This is a genomic window from Streptomyces sp. NPDC059957, assembly GCF_042730015.1.
GTDB lineage: Bacteria > Actinomycetota > Actinomycetes > Streptomycetales > Streptomycetaceae > Streptomyces.
Genome location: NZ_JBHWMB010000103.1, coordinates 1 through 15,993 on the forward strand (window position 1 = coordinate 1; position 15,993 = coordinate 15,993).

Here is a 15,993-nt window from a genome sequence, read left to right on the forward strand (position 1 = left end):
GCGGGCGTCCTCTCTGAAGGCGGCCGGGTGCGGTGCATCGCAAGGCGGAGGGCCACGGCTCGTACTGGACGTACTTCCGTGGTCCGACAACGCGGCGAGGCGCCGTGCCGGGCGTCGCGACCCGGTGAACCTTCCCGGCCACAGCACTAGACACCCGGACTCCGGGCACCCGTGCCGCAGCGGGTCCCGGAACACGGACGCCCACAGCTCAGGCACGTCCGGGCCGGCACCGCGGCCGCGGCCGGCCGGGGCGCAGCGACCGGTTCCTGCCGAGGCCGCGATCCGGCGCGGCCCCCGCGAGGCTCCACTGCCGCCGAGCGGCCCTGTGCGCAGGCGCGTACGGGTGACAAGGGCAGCGGGGCGCGCGCGCTCGCCGGCGGGCGTGGCGAAACATCTCTGGCGGCCGGTCACGCGCCGGCCCCGCACCGCCGATCCGGCCGGGTGACCCCGTGCCGTGGCACCGGTCCGTCGCAGGGAGTCCCCGTGCACGTCCTGCTCGTCGCGAGCGCCTTCAACAGTCTCACCCAGCGGGTCCACGCCGAGCTGCGCGACCGCGGCCACAGCGTCGCCGTGGAGCTGGCGCTCCCCACCGCCGACCTGGCGGCGTCCGTCCGTAACCACCGCCCCGAGCTGATCGTCGCGCCGATGCTGACCTCGGCCGTGCCGGAGGAGGTCTGGTCCGCCCACACCTGCCTGATCGTGCATCCCGGTCCGGTCGGGGACCGGGGTCCCTCCTCGCTCGACCGGGCGGTACTGGACGGTGTCCCTCGGTGGGGCGTCACCGTCCTGCAGGCCAATGCCGAGATGGACGCCGGCGACGTGTGGGCCTCGGTGGAGTGCCCCGGCCCGGACCCCGGCGGATCGAAGAGCCTCTGGTACCGGGGCGAGGTGGCCAACGCCGCCCTGGAGGCCGTCCTGCTCGCCGTGGACCGCTACGCCGGCGGTACGTACGTCCCCGAGCCGCAGACCGGGGGCCTGGCCCGCCCCCTGCTGCGCCAGGAGCACCGCCGGATCGACTGGCTGCGGGACGGTACCGAGCGGGTGCTGCGCACGCTGCGCGCGGCGGACTCCCGGCCCGGTGTACGGGACGAACTGCTCGGCGGCGTCTGGTACCTGCACGGCGGCCACCCGGAGGACCGGCTGCGCGGCCGCCCCGGCGAGCTGCTGGCCACCCGGGCGGGAGCGATCTGCCGGGCCACCGTGGACGGGGCCGTGTGGATCCCGGAGCTGCGGGCCCACCGCTCCCCGGGGCAGCCGGCCGCGCCCAAGCTCCCCGCCGCCCTCGCGCTCGGGGACCAGCTGCCCGAACTGCCGGAGCTGCCCGTCCCGGCGGCAGCCGATCGGGGGCCCCGGCCCCGTACCTGGTCCGACATCGGCTACCACGAGGAGGGCGGGGCCGGGTTCCTGTCGTTCTCCTTCCCCGGCGGCGCGATGAGCACCACCCACTGCCGGCGCCTGCTGGACGCCTATCGTGCGGCCTGTGCCCGGCCGACTTCGGTGCTCGTGCTCGGCGGTGGACGGGACTTCTTCTCCAACGGGATCCACCTGGGCGTCATCGAGGCCGCCGCGGATCCCGCCGAAGAGTCCTGGGCCAACATCAATGCCATGGACGACCTGGTGGAGGCCGTCCTGACCACCACCGACCGGCTCGTGATCTCCGCGCTGGGCGGCAACGCGGCCGCCGGTGGGGCCATGCTGGCCCTCGCCGCCGACGAGGTGTGGTGCCGCTCGGGTGTGGTCCTCAATCCGCACTACCGGCTGATGGGCCTGTACGGATCGGAGTTCTGGACGTACACCCTGCCGCGCCGGATCGGCTCCGCGGGGGCGGAGCGCCTGACCGCGGAGGCCCTGCCGCTGAGCGCCGCGGCGGCCCGTCGGCTGGGTCTGGTCGACCGGACGCTCGCCTGCCCGCCCGCGGAGTTCGCGGACCGGGCTTCGGCCCTCGCCGCACGGCTCGCCGGCCACCCCGCCACCGGCTCACGGATCGCCGTGAAGAAGGCGCGCCGGGAGCTGGACGAGGAGCGGCGTCCGCTGGCCTCCTACCGGGCGGCCGAGCTGGAGCGGATGCGGCAGACCTTCTTCGACCCGCAGGCCCCGTACCACGCGCTGCGCCGGGCCTTCGTGGGCAAGGTGCGCCCGGGCGCGACCCCGCCGCACCTCGCGCGGGCGGTACCGGCCCGGCTCGGTGCGCCGCCGTCCGCGCGACCGGGATCGTCACCGGCCTCCGTCACCGGACCGGGTGTACATGACGCGGCACCGGTCTCCGGCAGGTGCTAGCAAGAAAGGTGGGGCCGATGAGCCCCTCGCGGTGACGGGCCCCCGTGCGCCCCGCCGCCGCACCTCCCTTCCCCCTCCCCAAGGAGGCCTCCGCATGGACGCAGCAACTCCGGCCCCGGTGGCAGACGACCCGGCCGCGGACGACCCGCTGATCCACATCCTCTGGATCAACGCGGGCCTGAGCTGTGACGGGGACTCCGTGTCCCTGACCGCCGCGATGCAGCCGAGCATCGAGGAGATCGTGACGGGCACGCTGCCCGGCCTGCCCCGGATCGCCGTGCACTGGCCGCTGATCGACTTCGAGTGCGGTCCCGTCGGGGGCGCGGACACGTTCATCGAGTGGTTCTTCAAGGGCGAGCGGGGCGAGATCGATCCCTTCGTGCTGGTGGTCGAGGGCTCCATCCCCAACGAGAAGATCAAGTCCGAGGGCTACTGGTGCGGTTTCGGCGACGATCCGGCGACCGGCCAGCCCATCACCACCAGCGAATGGATCGACCGGCTGGCGCCCAAGGCGCTCGCCGTGGTGGCCATCGGCACCTGCGCCACCTACGGCGGCATCCACGCGATGGAGGGCAACCCGACGGGTGCGATGGGCCTGCCCGACTACCTGGGCTGGGACTGGAAGTCGCACGCCGGGATCCCCATCGTGTGCGTGCCGGGCTGTCCGATCCAGCCGGACAACTTCTCCGAGACCCTGACCTACCTGCTCTACCAGGCGGCCGGCTCGGCCCCGATGATCCCGCTGGACGACAAGTTGCGGCCCACGTGGCTGTTCGGCGACACCGTGCACGAGGGGTGCGACCGGGCCGGCTACTACGAGCAGGGCGAGTTCGCGGAGACCTACGACTCCCCCAAGTGCCTGGTGAAGATCGGCTGTTGGGGTCCGGTGGTCAAGTGCAACGTGCCCAAGCGGGGCTGGATGAACGGCATCGGCGGCTGCCCGAACGTGGGCGGCATCTGCATCGCCTGCACGATGCCGGGCTTCCCCGACAAGTTCATGCCGTTCATGGACGAGCCGCCGGGGGCCAAGGTCTCCACCAAGGTCAGCGGCGCCTACGGCGCCGTGGTCCGCAGGCTCCGGGCGATCACCCTGCACACCGTCGACCAGGAGCCCAAGTGGCGCCACACCGGCGAGAAGCTCACGACGGGCTACCGCCCGCCCTGGTGAAGCCGGGCCCGAAGGCCGCCCGCACACCCCGCACACCTCCTCCACCCGCGCTGACGAAGGGTCACGGCACACACGATGGAACCGAAGACGAAGGCGGCCGGCGACGGCAGCGGCCTGGTCGAGATGGCATGGGATCCGATCACCCGGATCGTGGGCAGTCTCGGCATCCACACGAAGATCGACTTCAAGCAGAAGCGGGTCGCCGAGTGCTACAGCACCTCGTCGGTCTTCCGTGGCTACAGCGTCTTCATGCGCGGCAAGGACCCCCGTGACGCGCACTTCATCACCAGCCGCATCTGCGGGATCTGCGGCGACAACCACGCCACGTGTTCCGTGTACGCGCAGAACATGGCCTACGGAGTGAAGCCCCCGCACCTCGCCGAATGGATCATCAACCTCGGCGAGTCCGCGGAGTACATGTTCGACCACAACATCTTCCAGGAGAACCTGGTCGGGGTCGACTACTGCGAGAGTCCGCGAGACCAACCCCGGAGTCCTGGAGCTGGCCGAGCGGACCGCCGCCCCGCACGCGGGCGAGCACGGCTACCGCACCATCGCGGACATCATGCGCTCGCTCAACCCCATCGAGGGCGAGTTCTACCGCGAGGCCCTCCAAGTCAGCCGGTACACACGGGAGATGTTCTGCCTGATGGAGGGCCGCCACGTGCACCCCTCCACGCTCTACCCGGGCGGTGTCGGCACCATCGCCTCGGTCCAGCTCTTCACCGACTACATGAGCCGCCTGATGCGGTACGTGGAGTTCATGAAGAAGGTGGTGCCCCTGCACGACGACCTGTTCGACTTCTTCTACGAGGCCCTGCCCGGCTACGAGGAAGTGGGCCGCCGACGCGTCCTGTTGGGCTGCTGGGGCGCCCTCAACGACCCCGAGTACTGCGACTTCACGTACGCCAACATGACCGACTGGGGACGGAAGATGTTCGTCACCCCCGGCGTGGTGGTGGACGGCAAACTGGTCACCAACGACCTCACCGAGATCAATCTGGGCATCCGCATCCTGCTGGGCAGCTCGTACTACGACGACTGGCAGGGGCAGGAGCAGTTCGTCACGCACGACCCGCTCGGCAACCCGGTCGACCCGCGCCACCCGTGGAACCAGCACACCATCCCGGCCCCGCAGAAGCGGAACTTCGACGACAAGTACAGCTGGGTGATGTCGCCCCGCTGGTTCGACGGCAAGGACCACCTGGCGCTCGACACCGGCGGCGGCCCCATCGCCCGGCTCTGGTCCACGGCCCTGTCCGGGCTCGTGGACGTCGGCTACGTCAAGGCCACCGGACACAGCGTGGTCATCAACCTGCCGAAGACGATGACCAAGCCCGAGACGACCTTCGAGTGGCGGATCCCCAAGTGGAGCAACGCCCTGGAGCGCAACCGGGCCCGCACCTACTTCCAGGCCTACGCGGCGGCCATCGCGCTGCACTGCGCCGAGAAGGGGCTCGCCGAGGTGCGTGCCGGACGCACCCAGACCTGGGAGAAGTTCGAGGTTCCGGACCAGGCGGTCGGCGTCGGCTTCACCGAGGCCGTGCGGGGTGTCCTGTCGCACCACATGGTGATCCGCGACGGGAAGATCGCCAACTACCACCCGTATCCGCCGACTCCGTGGAACGCCAGCACCCGGGACACCTTCGGCACACCGGGGCCGTACGAGGACGCCGTGCAGAACACGCCCATCTTCGAGGAGAACACCCCGGAGAACTTCAAGGGGATCGACATCATGCGAGCGGTCCGCAGCTTCGACCCGTGCCTGCCGTGCGGAGTGCACATGTACGTCGGCGGCGGCAAGACCGTCAAGAACATGCACGTGCCCACGGGCCTGAGCGGACTGGGCGGATGAGCGCCGCACGCGCGGGCGTCGCGGGCGACGCCCGGGAGGCGGGGCGCCGGGTGGACGAGGTCCTCGACCGGCTCGCCGCCACCGGAGACCGGGCGGCCTGCGCCGCCGCCGAGGAACTGGTCCGCGGCCTCATGGAGTTCTACGGGGCGGGGCTGGCCCGGATCACGCAGCGGCTCGGTGACCACGGCCTGGCTCCGCTGCTGGACGACGAGCTCGTCGCGAGCCTGCTGGCCCTGCACGACCTCAACCCCGAGGACGTGCTCGTCCGGATCGGGCGGGCGCTGCGCTCCGCACCGGAGCCCGCGGAGCTGCTCGGCTTCGACGCGGCCTCGGGCGTCCTGCGGCTGGGCGTTCCCGCCGCCGGCGGCTGCGGCTGCGGCGCTTCGGAGGCCGGCTCCTCCCCCGTCCCGCGGGGCGTGGCGGACGCGCTGGCGGCCTTCGCGCCCGAAGTGACCTCCGTGGAGGTGGAGCAGGCGGCCCCCGCCCCGGCCCTCCTGCAGATCGGCGCCCGCCCGCAGACCCCGGCACGGGTCCGGTGAGCGCGCCGCCTCCGGCCGCGCGCGGCCTGCGCAGGTTCGCCGGCGCGCGCCCGCCCCGCCCCGAGACCTGCGAACTGTGCGGGGTGGCGGTCGCCGAGGACGCCCACCGTCACCTGGTGGAGACCGAGCGGCGTGCCCTGGTCTGCGCCTGCACCGCCTGTGCGCTGCTCTTCGACCGGCCGGGGGCGGCCACCGGCCGGTTCCGCGCCGTACCGGACCGCTACCTCACCGACCCGGCGCACCCGCTGGGCGACGGCGCCTGGGAGGCCCTCCAGATCCCCGTCGGGGTGGCCTTCCTGTTCCGCAACGCCGCCCTCGACCGCCTGGTAGCGCTCTACCCGAGCCCCGCCGGAGCCACCGAGAGCGAGCTCGACGCCGAGACCTGGCAGCGCGTGCTCGGCGCCGGGCGCCTGGCCGGTCTGCTGGAACCCGACGTGGAGGCCCTGCTGCTGCACCGCGCGCAGGGCCGTACCAGCTGCCATCTGGTCCCCATCGACATCTGCTACGAGCTGGTGGGCCGGATGCGGATGCTCTGGCAGGGCTTCGACGGGGGCGCGGAGGCACGGGAGGCGCTGCACGTGTTCTTCGAGCGGGTGGAACGGCGGGCCCGGGTGCTCGCCCCCGATCCGGTGGAAGCGGTGGATCCGGTGGATTCGGTGGATCCGGTGGAAGCGGCCGGAGCGGGGCGGCGGCCGTGACGGACTTCGCCTTCTCCTGCACCGGGGTGCGCGCCGATCCGTACGCCGCCGGACCCACCCTGGTGTTCCGGCTGCGGCTGACCGCCTCACCCGGGGTGCGCGTGCACGCCGTCGCCCTGCGCTGCCAGCTCCGCGTGGAGCCGGCCAAGCGCCGCTACGGCCCGGTCGAGGCCGACGGTCTCGCCGACCTCTTCGGCGACCCCTCCCGCTGGGGGTCCACCCTCCAGCCGGTGCAGTTCGCGCAGGTCTCGGTGATGGTCCCGAGCTTCACCGGGGAGACCGAGGTCGACCTCGTCGTACCGTGCAGCTACGACATGGACATCGCGGCGACCCGCTACTTCGCCGCGCTCCAGGGCGGTGAGGTCCCGATGCTGATGCTGTTCTCGGGGACCGCCTTCACCGGGGCGGGCGGCTTCCACGTCGAGCCGGTGCCCTGGGACCGCGAGGCCGCGTACCGGATGCCCGTGGCCGTATGGCGGGAGATGGTCGAGCAGCACTTCCCCGGGTGCGGCTGGCTGCGTCTGCCCTCCGACACGATGGCCGACCTGCTCGCCTTCCGCTCACGGCACGCACTCCCCTCCTGGGAGGCCACCGTGCGCACCCTCCTGGACGCCGCGGCCGGGCCGGCTCCCGCCCCGCTGCGACTGGGGGCGCCGCCGCCGCTCGTCGTCGAGAGGACCGCGCCGTGACCACGACCGCCCACACCCTCGACGGCGCACCGGACTCCCGCTTCGCCACGGCCCGGCAGGTGGCCGACGCCGTCCTCTTCGAGGGCTACGTCCTCTACCCGTACCGGGCCTCCGCGGCGAAGAACCGCATGCGCTGGCAGTTCGGCGTGCTCGTGCCGCCCGCCTGGGCCCCCGCCCACGGGGAGCACTCCTTCCAGCGGACCGAGATCCTGCTGGAGCCCCGGGGCGCGGCGACGCTCTGCGTGGAGCTGCGCTTCCTCCACGCGCAGCGGCGCACGGTCCAACGGGCGTGCGCCGACGGCTCGTTCGAGGAGGTTGCCGAACTCCAGCTGGCCGACCGGGTACTGGTCCCCTGGGACGAAGGGGCCGAGGAACGGGTCGAGATGTCCGTCGCCGTGGCCGAACTGTCGGGCGCCGAGACCGTCTTCCCCTTCGACCGGCCCGCGCGCGAAGAGGTCGAACCGGTCCTCGACGCCGACGGCCGCACGGTCGGCCGCCTGGTGCGGCGTACGGAGCGGATCGAGGGCCTGCTGCGCCTGCGCGCGGACGAACTCGAAGGCCCCTACCGGGTGTCGAAGCTCACCGCCGTGGTGGAGAACACCAGTCCGTGGGCTCCGGCGGATCCGTCCGTGACCCGGGAGGAGGCGCTGCCCCGCTCCCTCGTCGCCGCCCACCTCCTGCTGGCGCTGGGCTCCGGCTCCTTCCTGTCGATGACCGACCCGCCCGAGTGGGCCAAGGGGGCGGTCGCGAGCTGCGAGAACCGGCACACCTGGCCGGTACTGGCGGGCGAGCCCGGCCGCACGGACGTGGTCCTGTCCTCCCCGATCATCCTGGAGGACCACCCGGCCATCGCCCCCGAGAGCGCCGGGGCCATGTACGACGCCACCGAGATCGACGAGATCCTGGCCCTGCGCACGGCGGCCCTCACCGACCAGGAGAAGCGGGAGGCCCGCGGGACGGACCCCCGGGCGGCCGCCGTGATCGAGCTGGCCGATTCGATGCCGCCCGAGGTGCTGGAGCGGCTGCACGGGGCCGTACGGGGCCTGCGCGACATCACCGGCGAGGCCGCCGCGCCGGACGCGGACGCACTGTTCCGGCCCGGGACGCCCTGGTGGGACCCGGCCGGGGCGGACTCCGCCGCGCCCGTACCCGAGCACGTGACGGTCGACGGCGTCCGGGTGGGCGTCGGGAGCCGCGTGGTGCTGCGCCCGGGGCTGCGGCGGACCGACGCCCAGGACCTGTTCCTCCAGGGCCGCACCGCCCAGGTGGAGGCGGTCCTGCACGATGTCGACGGAGGGGTCCACCTCGCCGTCACCGTGGAGGGCGACCCGGGCGCCGACATCCGCCGGGAACAGGGCAGGTTCCTGTACTTCCAGCCTGACGAGGTCACCCCCGACGAGGTCACCCCCGAGGAGTGGGCGTGAGGGCCGGCGCGAGCGGGCGCACCCTGGTCGCGGGCATCGGCAACGTCTTCCTCGGCGACGACGGCTTCGGCGTGGAGACCCTGCGGGCCCTGTCGGCGCACCCGCTGCCGCAGGGTGTGGAGGCGGTGGACTTCGGAGTCCGCGGGGTCCACCTCGCCTACCAGCTGCTGGACGGCTACGACACGGCCGTCCTCGTCGACGCCACCGCGCGCGGCGGGGCCCCCGGCACCCTGTACCTGATCGAGGTCGGCGAGGAGGACGTGGGCGCTCCCCCGGGCGGGGCCGCCCTCGACGGCCACGACATGTCCCCCGCCACCGTCCTCGCCCTGCTGGACACCCTGTGCGCCGGAACGGGCGCCGAGGCGCCCCGGCGCGTGCTCGTCCTCGGCTGCGAACCCGCCTGCGTCGAGGAGGGCATCGGCCTGAGCGCACCCGTGGCCGACGCCGTGCCGCGGGCCATGCGCGCGCTCCTGGACCTGCTCGGGCAGGAGGAGCCGTACCCATCCGGGACGGACGACCAGAACCGCCGAGAACTGAGGAGTACCCCATGAAGAAGGTCGTCGTCGGCGGGGCCACCGCCCTGGCCCTGGTCGCCGTCCTCAAGCAGGTCCTGCCCGACATCAGGCGCTACCTGCGCATCCGCCGCATGTGAACGCGTACGCCCCGGACTCCGAATGGAGTACGGGGCGTACGGGCCTGCGGCGTGCCCGGCCGCGGCGCCCCGGTCCTGCCGGTCTAATGAGCCCCGGCAGGACGGAGACCCAATCCGATGCACGAGATGTCGATCGCCATGGCCGTCGTGGGCCAGGTGGAAGAGGCGGCCCCGGAGGCCGGCAGCACCGTGAGCCGAGTGGAGCTCCAGGTCGGCGAGTTGGCCGGCGTGGTCCCGGACGCACTCGGCTTCTGCTTCGAACTGGCCTGCGCCGGAACGGTCCTGGAGGGGGCCGAGCTCGTCGTACGGTCCGTGCCGGCCCGCGCGCGCTGCGGCGCCTGCACGGGCGACTGGGCCGTGGGGATGCCGCCCGACCTGTGCTGTCCCGCGTGCGGAAGGGCCACGGACGTGGAGCTGCTCTCCGGGCGCGAGCTGCGCATCCTCACGGTGACCTGGGAGGACCCACAGCCCACCGAGGCCACCGGGGCCGCCGCGGCTGCCGTGGCCACCGGGGCCGCTGTGGCCCCCTGCCGCGCACCGATCTCCGAGGAGGCCTGACCCATGTGCCGAGTGGTCGACCTGCAACAGGCGGTACTCGCAAAGAACGACGGGGCCGCGCAGGCCCTGCGCGCCGAACTCACCGCCCGCGGCACGACGGTGGTCAACATGCTGTCCAGTCCGGGCAGTGGCAAGACCGCCCTGCTGGAGCGGGAACTGCTGCTCGCGGGGGAACGCGGGGTGCCCGTGGCCGCCCTGACCGCGGACCTGGCCACCGAGAACGACGCGGTACGGCTGGCCCGTTCGGGCGCACCGGTCAAGCAGGTGCTCACCGACGGGCTGTGTCATCTGGAGGCCGCGATGCTGGGCCGCCACCTGCACGGCTGGCTGCCCGAGGAGACGCGGCTCCTCTTCGTCGAGAACGTCGGCAATCTGGTCTGCCCGGCCTCCTACGACCTCGGGGAATCGCTGCGCGTGGTCCTCGCATCGGTGACGGAGGGCGAGGACAAGCCGCTGAAGTACCCGACGGCCTTCGGGTTGGCCCAGCTCGTCGTCGTCACCAAGATCGATATCGCGCAGGCCGTCGAGTTCGACGAGGTGGCCTTCCGCGCGAACGTCCAGCAGGTCAACCCGGGGGTCGAGGTCGTCCTCACCTCGGCGCGGACCGGCGAGGGCCTCGGCCTGATGCTGGACCGGACGCAGGCGATCGGAGCGGGAGCCGCGGCGCACACGCCGGTGATGGCCGGCGCGCGTACCGGGGTGCAGAGCGCCGGTGCGGGCGACGGCCACGGCAACGGGCACGGGCACGGCGACGGACACGAACACGAGCACGGCGACCATGAGCACCCGCACCAGCCCGGTGACGGGCACGATCACGGCCACGGCCACGGCCACGGCCATGAACACGACCATGAACACGGCCAGAGGCACGCGCACGCACCGATGCCGGCCGGCACTCCCGCGGCGGCGCGAGCGCACGGGCAGTCCCGCTGATGGAGTCCGTGCAGCGCCGCCGGGTCACCGTCCAGGGCGTGGTGCAGGGCGTCGGCTTCCGGCCGTACGTCTACGCACGCGCCACCGGGCTCGGTCTCGCCGGCCACGTCACCAACACCCCGGAGGGAGTGGTGACCGAGGTCGAGGGAGCGGCGGCCGCCGTGTCCGCGTTCTGCGAACGCCTCGCGGCGGACGCACCGCCGCTGGCCGTGGTGGACGCCGTGGACCACTGCGAGGTGCCGGTGGTCGGTGGCGCCGGGTTCGCGATCATCGCCTCCCGGAGCGGAGGCCCGTCCCGGACCCTTGTCTCCCCGGACACGGCCACGTGCGCGGCCTGCCTCGCGGAGCTGGCGGATCCCGGGGACCGCCGCCACCGCCACCCCTTCATCACGTGCACGCACTGCGGTCCCCGCTTCACGATCGTCACGGGACTGCCCTACGACCGCGCGCACACCACCATGGCCGGCTTCCCGATGTGCCCCGACTGCGCACGCGAGTACGCCGATCCGGCCGATCGCCGCTTTCACGCCCAGCCCGTCGCCTGCCCGGCCTGCGGTCCCCGGCTGCGGCTGCTCGTCGCCGGCGGCGGGCGGGACCCGTACGAGTTCGCCGGTACGGATCCGGTCGCCGGGGCACGCCGCATGCTGGCCCGGGGCGCGATCCTGGCCGTCAAGGGACTCGGCGGCTACCACCTGGCCTGCGACGCCACCCGGCCGGAGGCCGTGGCGGAGCTGCGCCGGCGCAAGTCCCGCGGTGACAAGCCGTTCGCCGTGATGGCACGCGACCTCGCCGAGGCCGAGCGGCTGGCACACATCGGCCCCGAGGAGCGTGCCCTGCTCACGGGCTCCGTCCGGCCCATCGTGCTGCTCCGCCGGCGGGCCGGTGTCCCCGGGCCGGCCGAGGAGGTCGCGCCGCGCAGCCCCGACCTCGGCGTCATGCTCCCGTACACCCCGCTCCACCAGCTGCTGTTCGGGCTTCCCGGCGACCCCCCTGGGCCCGGACTGCTCGTCATGACCAGCGGGAACCTCGCGGGTGAGCCCATCGTCACCGAGGAGGGCGAGGCCCTGGAGCGGCTGTCCGGACTCGCCGACGGCTGGCTCACGCACGACCGGCCCATCCACGTACCGTGCGACGACTCCGTGGTGCGGGTCTGTGACGGTGCCGCGTTGCTGGTCCGGCGCTCGCGCGGCTACGCCCCGCTGCCGCTGCCCCTGCCGTTTCCCGTTCCCGCCACCCTGGCCACGGGGGGCGACCTGAAGAACGCCCTCTGCCTCGGGGAGGGCCGCCGGGCCTGGCTGTCCGCGCACATCGGCGACATGGACGACATGGCGACGCAGATCGCCTTCGAGCGGGCCGAGGGGCAGTTGGAGTCCGTCACCGGGGTGTCGCCCGTCCTGCTGGCCACCGACCGCCACCCCGGGTACCGGTCGGGCCGGTGGGCGGTCCGCAACGCGGGGGGCCGGCCGCTGGTGCGCGTACAGCACCATCACGCGCACATCGCGTCCGCGCTGGCCGAACACGGACTGGACGGCGGCCGCCGGGTGATCGGCGTCGCGTTCGACGGCACCGGCTACGGTGACGACGGCGCGGTGTGGGGCGGCGAGGTGCTCCTCGCCGACTACGCCGGGTACAGCCGCTTCGCCCACCTCGCGTACGTGCCGCTGCCGGGCGGCGACGCCGCGGTGCACCGGCCGTACCGCATGGCCCTGTCGCACCTGCGGGCCGCGGGCATCCCCTGGGATCCGGACCTGCCGTGTGCGGGCAGCTGTCCGGAGGATGAATTCCGGCTCCTGTCACGGCAGTTGGAACGCGGCCTGAACTGTGTCCCGACCTCCAGCATGGGACGCCTCTTCGACGCCGTGTCCTCTCTGGCGGGCATCTGCCAGCGCTCCGGGTACGAGGCCCAGGCCGCCATGGAGCTGGAGTCCGCCGCCCTGGGGGCGGCCGGACAGGCGGGATGCCCCGACGCGGATCCCGACCACCCCCGCCCGTACGCCTTCGCCCTGAACTCCCCGCCTCCCGGCGGCGAAGGTCCCGTCACCGCGGACCCGGCTCCCCTTCTGGTGTCGGTGGTGGCCGACCTGCGGGCGGGGGTGGATCCGTCCGTGATCGCGGCCCGCTTCCACGCCGCCGTCACCGGGCTCGTCACCGACCTGTGCGTTCTCGCGTGCGAACGGCACGGGCTGGACACGGTGGCCCTGACCGGCGGGGTCTTCGCCAACACGCTGCTGTCCTCGGCCTGCGCCCGCGCGCTGCGCGAGCGTGGCTTCACCGTACTGCGGCACCGCCAGGTCCCGCCGAACGACGGCGGGCTGGCACTCGGTCAGCTCATGGTGGCGGCCGCCCGCGGCGTCACCGACCCCCCACAGCGAGGAGACGCCCATGTGCTTGGCGGTACCCGGCAGAGTGCTTGACATCGCGGACAAGGACGGCACCCGCATGGCCACGGTCGACTTCGGCGGCGTGCAGAAGGAGGTGTGCCTGGAGTACCTGCCCGACCTCCAGGTCGGCGAGTACGCGATCGTCCACGTGGGCTTCGCCCTGCAGCGTCTGGACGAGGAGTCCGCCCGGCAGACCCTCGCACTGTTCGCGGAACTCGGCATGCTCCAGGAGGAGTTCGGCGATCCGTGGGAGCTGGCGGCCGACGCCGCCGACGGTGGCGAGGGCAGCGAGGGAGGGCCCCGGTGAAGTACATCGACGAGTTCCAGGATCCCGCCCTCGCGCGGCGGATCCTGGACGAGATCCACGCCACGGTGACCCGGCCCTGGGCCCTGATGGAGGTGTGCGGCGGCCAGACCCACACCATCATCCGGCACGGGATCGATCAACTCCTGCCGGAGCAGGTGGAGTTGATTCACGGACCGGGCTGTCCCGTATGCGTCACCCCGCTGGAGGTCATCGACAAGGCGCTGGAGATCGCCTCCCGGCCGGGCGTGATCTTCTGCTCCTTCGGGGACATGCTCCGGGTGCCGGGGACCGGCCGGGACCTGTTCCGGGTCCGCAGCGAGGGCGGTGACGTACGGGTGGTCTACTCTCCGCTCGACGCCCTGACCATCGCCCGGCAGAACCCGGACCGGGAGGTGGTGTTCTTCGGCATCGGCTTCGAGACGACGGCCCCGCCGAACGCGATGACGGTCCATCAGGCGAAGCGGCTGGGCATCCCCAACTTCAGCCTGCTGGTCTCCCACGTACGGGTTCCCCCGGCCATCGAGGCCATCATGCGCTCCCCCAGCTGCCGGGTGCAGGGCTTCCTCGCCGCAGGGCACGTGTGCAGCGTGATGGGGATGGCGGAGTACCCGGAGCTCGCGGCGCGGTATCAAGTGCCGATCGTGGTCACGGGCTTCGAACCGCTGGACATCCTCGAAGGCGTACGGCGGACCGTGCTCCAGCTCGAACGGGGCGAGCACACCGTGGAGAACGCCTACGAGCGCGCCGTCCGCCCGGAGGGCAACCCGGCCGCCCTCGCCATGCTGGAAGACGTCTTCGAGGTCACCGACCGGGCCTGGCGCGGAATCGGGGTCATCCCGGACAGCGGCTGGCGCCTGTCCGAGCGCTACCGGGAGTTCGACGCCGAGCACCGCTTCTCGGTCACCGGGATCACCACGCGGGAGCCCGCCGAGTGCCGCAGCGGCGAGGTGCTCCAGGGGCTCATCAAGCCGCACGAGTGCGAGGCCTTCGGCACGCTGTGCACGCCGCGCAACCCCCTCGGCGCCACGATGGTCTCCAGCGAGGGAGCCTGCGCCGCGTACTACCTCTACCGCCGGCTCGACCTCCAGGCCGCGCCTGCCGCCCCGACGACGCCGCTGGAGGCGAGCCCCGTTGGCTGAGACCGCACCCGCCGAGACCGCCCCCCTGGACATCACCGGCTGGACCTGTCCGGCGCCGCTGCGCGACCATCCCCGGGTGGTGATGGGCCACGGTGGAGGCGGCGCGCTGTCCGCCGAACTCGTCGAGCACCTCTTCCTCCCGGAGTTCGGCGGCCCCGCCCTCGCCCAGCTCGGGGACTCCGCCGCGCTCTCGCTCGGCGGCGTGCGCCTCGCCTTCTCCACGGACTCCTACGTCGTGCGCCCGCTGTTCTTCCCGGGCGGCTGCATCGGTGACCTCGCGGTCAACGGCACGGTCAACGACCTGGCCATGTCGGGGGCCGAACCGGCCTACCTCTCCTGCGGGTTCATCCTGGAGGAGGGCGTCGAGATGTCCGTCGTCTCGCGGGTCGCCCGCGCGATGGGCAACGCGGCCCGCGCCGCGGGCGTGGAGGTGGCCACCGGGGACACCAAGGTCGTGGAGAGCGGCCACGGGGACGGCGTCTACATCAACACCTCGGGCATCGGCGTCATCCCGGCAGGCGTGGACCTGCGCCCGCAGCGGGTCGTGCCCGGCGACGTGGTGATCGTCAGCGGTGACATCGGGCTGCACGGCGTGGCCATCATGAGCGTCCGCGAAGGCCTGGAGTTCGGGGTGGACGTGGAGAGCGACTGCGCCCCGCTGGGTGGCCTCGTACGGAGCATGCTCGCGGTCACCCCGGACCTGCACGTCCTGCGCGACCCCACCCGGGGCGGCCTCGCCGCCGCCCTCAACGAGATCGCCACGGCCTCCGGCACCGGCGTGCTGGTCCACGAGGCCCGGGTGCCCGTGCCCCCGGCCGTCGCGAACGCCTGCTCGATCCTCGGCCTGGACCCGTTCTACGTGGCCAACGAGGGCAAGCTCGTGGCCTTCGTACCGCGCGAGCACGCCGAGGCCGTGCTCGACGCGATGCGGGCGCATCCCCTGGGGCGCGGGGCGACCGTGATCGGGGAGGCCGTGGAGGCCCACCCGGGCATGGTGGTGGCCCGCACCCGGCTCGGCGGCACCCGCGTGGTGGACCTGCCGCTCGGGGAGCAGCTGCCGCGGATCTGCTGATCCGGACCCCGCCACGGTGGCGCCCGGCCGTGACGGGCGCCTTCCCGGGCCCGTCACGGGGCGGACCGGGCGGTGGGCCCAGGACCGCGGACGCCCGCGGGGTTAGGCTCGAATGAGGCCGAGAAAGGGATGGTTGCGCATGTGTCGGTGGCTCGCCTACTCGGGTTCGCCCATGCTGCTCGACGCCGTGCTCTACCGTCCGGAGCACTCGCTCATCAACCAGAGCCTCCACGCCCGGATGGGGGTCGAGGCGACGAACGGCGACGGTTTCGGCCTGGGCTGGTACAGCGGGAACGGGGAC

General features: G+C 73.1%; 14 protein-coding genes and 2 pseudogenes. All 16 read left to right on the forward strand.

The window, feature by feature from the left end; genetic code table 11:
• The first annotated feature begins 483 nt into the window (after positions 1-483).
• Positions 484-2,277 (forward strand): enoyl-CoA hydratase-related protein, encoded by a 1,794-nt coding sequence (locus ACFWBW_RS38080; protein WP_385383234.1) that lies wholly within the window; start codon positions 484-486, stop codon positions 2,275-2,277.
• Between the two features lie 94 nt (positions 2,278-2,371).
• Positions 2,372-3,445 (forward strand): hydrogenase expression protein HypE, encoded by a 1,074-nt coding sequence (locus ACFWBW_RS38085; protein WP_385383237.1) that lies wholly within the window; start codon positions 2,372-2,374, stop codon positions 3,443-3,445.
• Positions 3,446-3,520: 75 nt separating this feature from the next.
• Positions 3,521-5,300: pseudogene (locus ACFWBW_RS38090) on the forward strand (nickel-dependent hydrogenase large subunit).
• Positions 5,297-5,839 carry a hypothetical protein gene (locus ACFWBW_RS38095; protein WP_385383240.1) on the forward strand — a complete coding sequence of 181 codons (543 nt, stop codon included), beginning with the start codon at positions 5,297-5,299 and terminating at the stop codon, positions 5,837-5,839. The pseudogene ACFWBW_RS38090 and the gene ACFWBW_RS38095 overlap by 4 nt, the downstream one beginning before the upstream one ends.
• Entirely contained in the window at positions 5,836-6,537 is a 702-nt protein-coding gene (locus tag ACFWBW_RS38100; protein ID WP_385383242.1) for a DUF5947 family protein, read from the forward strand. Before ACFWBW_RS38095 ends, ACFWBW_RS38100 begins: the two co-directional genes overlap by 4 nt.
• Positions 6,534-7,226 carry a DUF6084 family protein gene (locus tag ACFWBW_RS38105; RefSeq protein WP_385383245.1) on the forward strand — a complete coding sequence of 231 codons (693 nt, stop codon included), beginning with the start codon at positions 6,534-6,536 and terminating at the stop codon, positions 7,224-7,226. The genes ACFWBW_RS38100 and ACFWBW_RS38105 overlap by 4 nt, the downstream gene beginning before the upstream one ends.
• On the forward strand, positions 7,223-8,650 hold the full coding sequence (locus tag ACFWBW_RS38110; protein WP_385383248.1) for a hypothetical protein: 1,428 nt from the start codon (positions 7,223-7,225) through the stop codon (positions 8,648-8,650). The genes ACFWBW_RS38105 and ACFWBW_RS38110 overlap by 4 nt, the downstream gene beginning before the upstream one ends.
• On the forward strand, positions 8,647-9,201 hold the full coding sequence (locus tag ACFWBW_RS38115) for a hydrogenase maturation protease (protein WP_385383251.1): 555 nt from the start codon (positions 8,647-8,649) through the stop codon (positions 9,199-9,201). The genes ACFWBW_RS38110 and ACFWBW_RS38115 overlap by 4 nt, the downstream gene beginning before the upstream one ends.
• A complete protein-coding gene (locus tag ACFWBW_RS38120) occupies positions 9,198-9,302 on the forward strand; it encodes a DUF6893 family small protein (protein ID WP_385383254.1) in 105 nt (34 codons plus the stop codon). Before ACFWBW_RS38115 ends, ACFWBW_RS38120 begins: the two co-directional genes overlap by 4 nt.
• 117 nt (positions 9,303-9,419) lie before the next feature.
• The gene (locus ACFWBW_RS38125) at positions 9,420-9,860 is read left to right on the forward strand and encodes a hydrogenase maturation nickel metallochaperone HypA (RefSeq protein WP_385383257.1); all 441 of its coding nucleotides are present in this window, start codon (positions 9,420-9,422) and stop codon (positions 9,858-9,860) included.
• 3 nt (positions 9,861-9,863) lie between these two features.
• On the forward strand, positions 9,864-10,793 hold the full coding sequence (hypB, locus tag ACFWBW_RS38130; RefSeq protein WP_385383259.1) for a hydrogenase nickel incorporation protein HypB: 930 nt from the start codon (positions 9,864-9,866) through the stop codon (positions 10,791-10,793).
• On the forward strand, positions 10,793-13,207 hold the full coding sequence (gene hypF / locus ACFWBW_RS38135; RefSeq protein ID WP_385383262.1) for a carbamoyltransferase HypF: 2,415 nt from the start codon (positions 10,793-10,795) through the stop codon (positions 13,205-13,207). Before hypB ends, hypF begins: the two co-directional genes overlap by 1 nt.
• Positions 13,176-13,481 (forward strand): HypC/HybG/HupF family hydrogenase formation chaperone, encoded by a 306-nt coding sequence (locus ACFWBW_RS38140; RefSeq protein WP_385383265.1) that lies wholly within the window; start codon positions 13,176-13,178, stop codon positions 13,479-13,481. The genes hypF and ACFWBW_RS38140 overlap by 32 nt, the downstream gene beginning before the upstream one ends.
• Positions 13,478-14,620: a hydrogenase formation protein HypD gene (hypD, locus tag ACFWBW_RS38145; protein WP_385383268.1), complete on the forward strand. Its 1,143-nt coding sequence runs from the start codon at positions 13,478-13,480 to the stop codon at positions 14,618-14,620. The genes ACFWBW_RS38140 and hypD overlap by 4 nt, the downstream gene beginning before the upstream one ends.
• On the forward strand, positions 14,613-15,692 hold the full coding sequence (gene hypE, locus ACFWBW_RS38150; protein ID WP_385383271.1) for a hydrogenase expression/formation protein HypE: 1,080 nt from the start codon (positions 14,613-14,615) through the stop codon (positions 15,690-15,692). The genes hypD and hypE overlap by 8 nt, the downstream gene beginning before the upstream one ends.
• Before the next feature lie 139 nt (positions 15,693-15,831).
• Positions 15,832-15,993 (forward strand): annotated as a pseudogene (locus ACFWBW_RS38155) (class II glutamine amidotransferase); the annotation flags it as partial.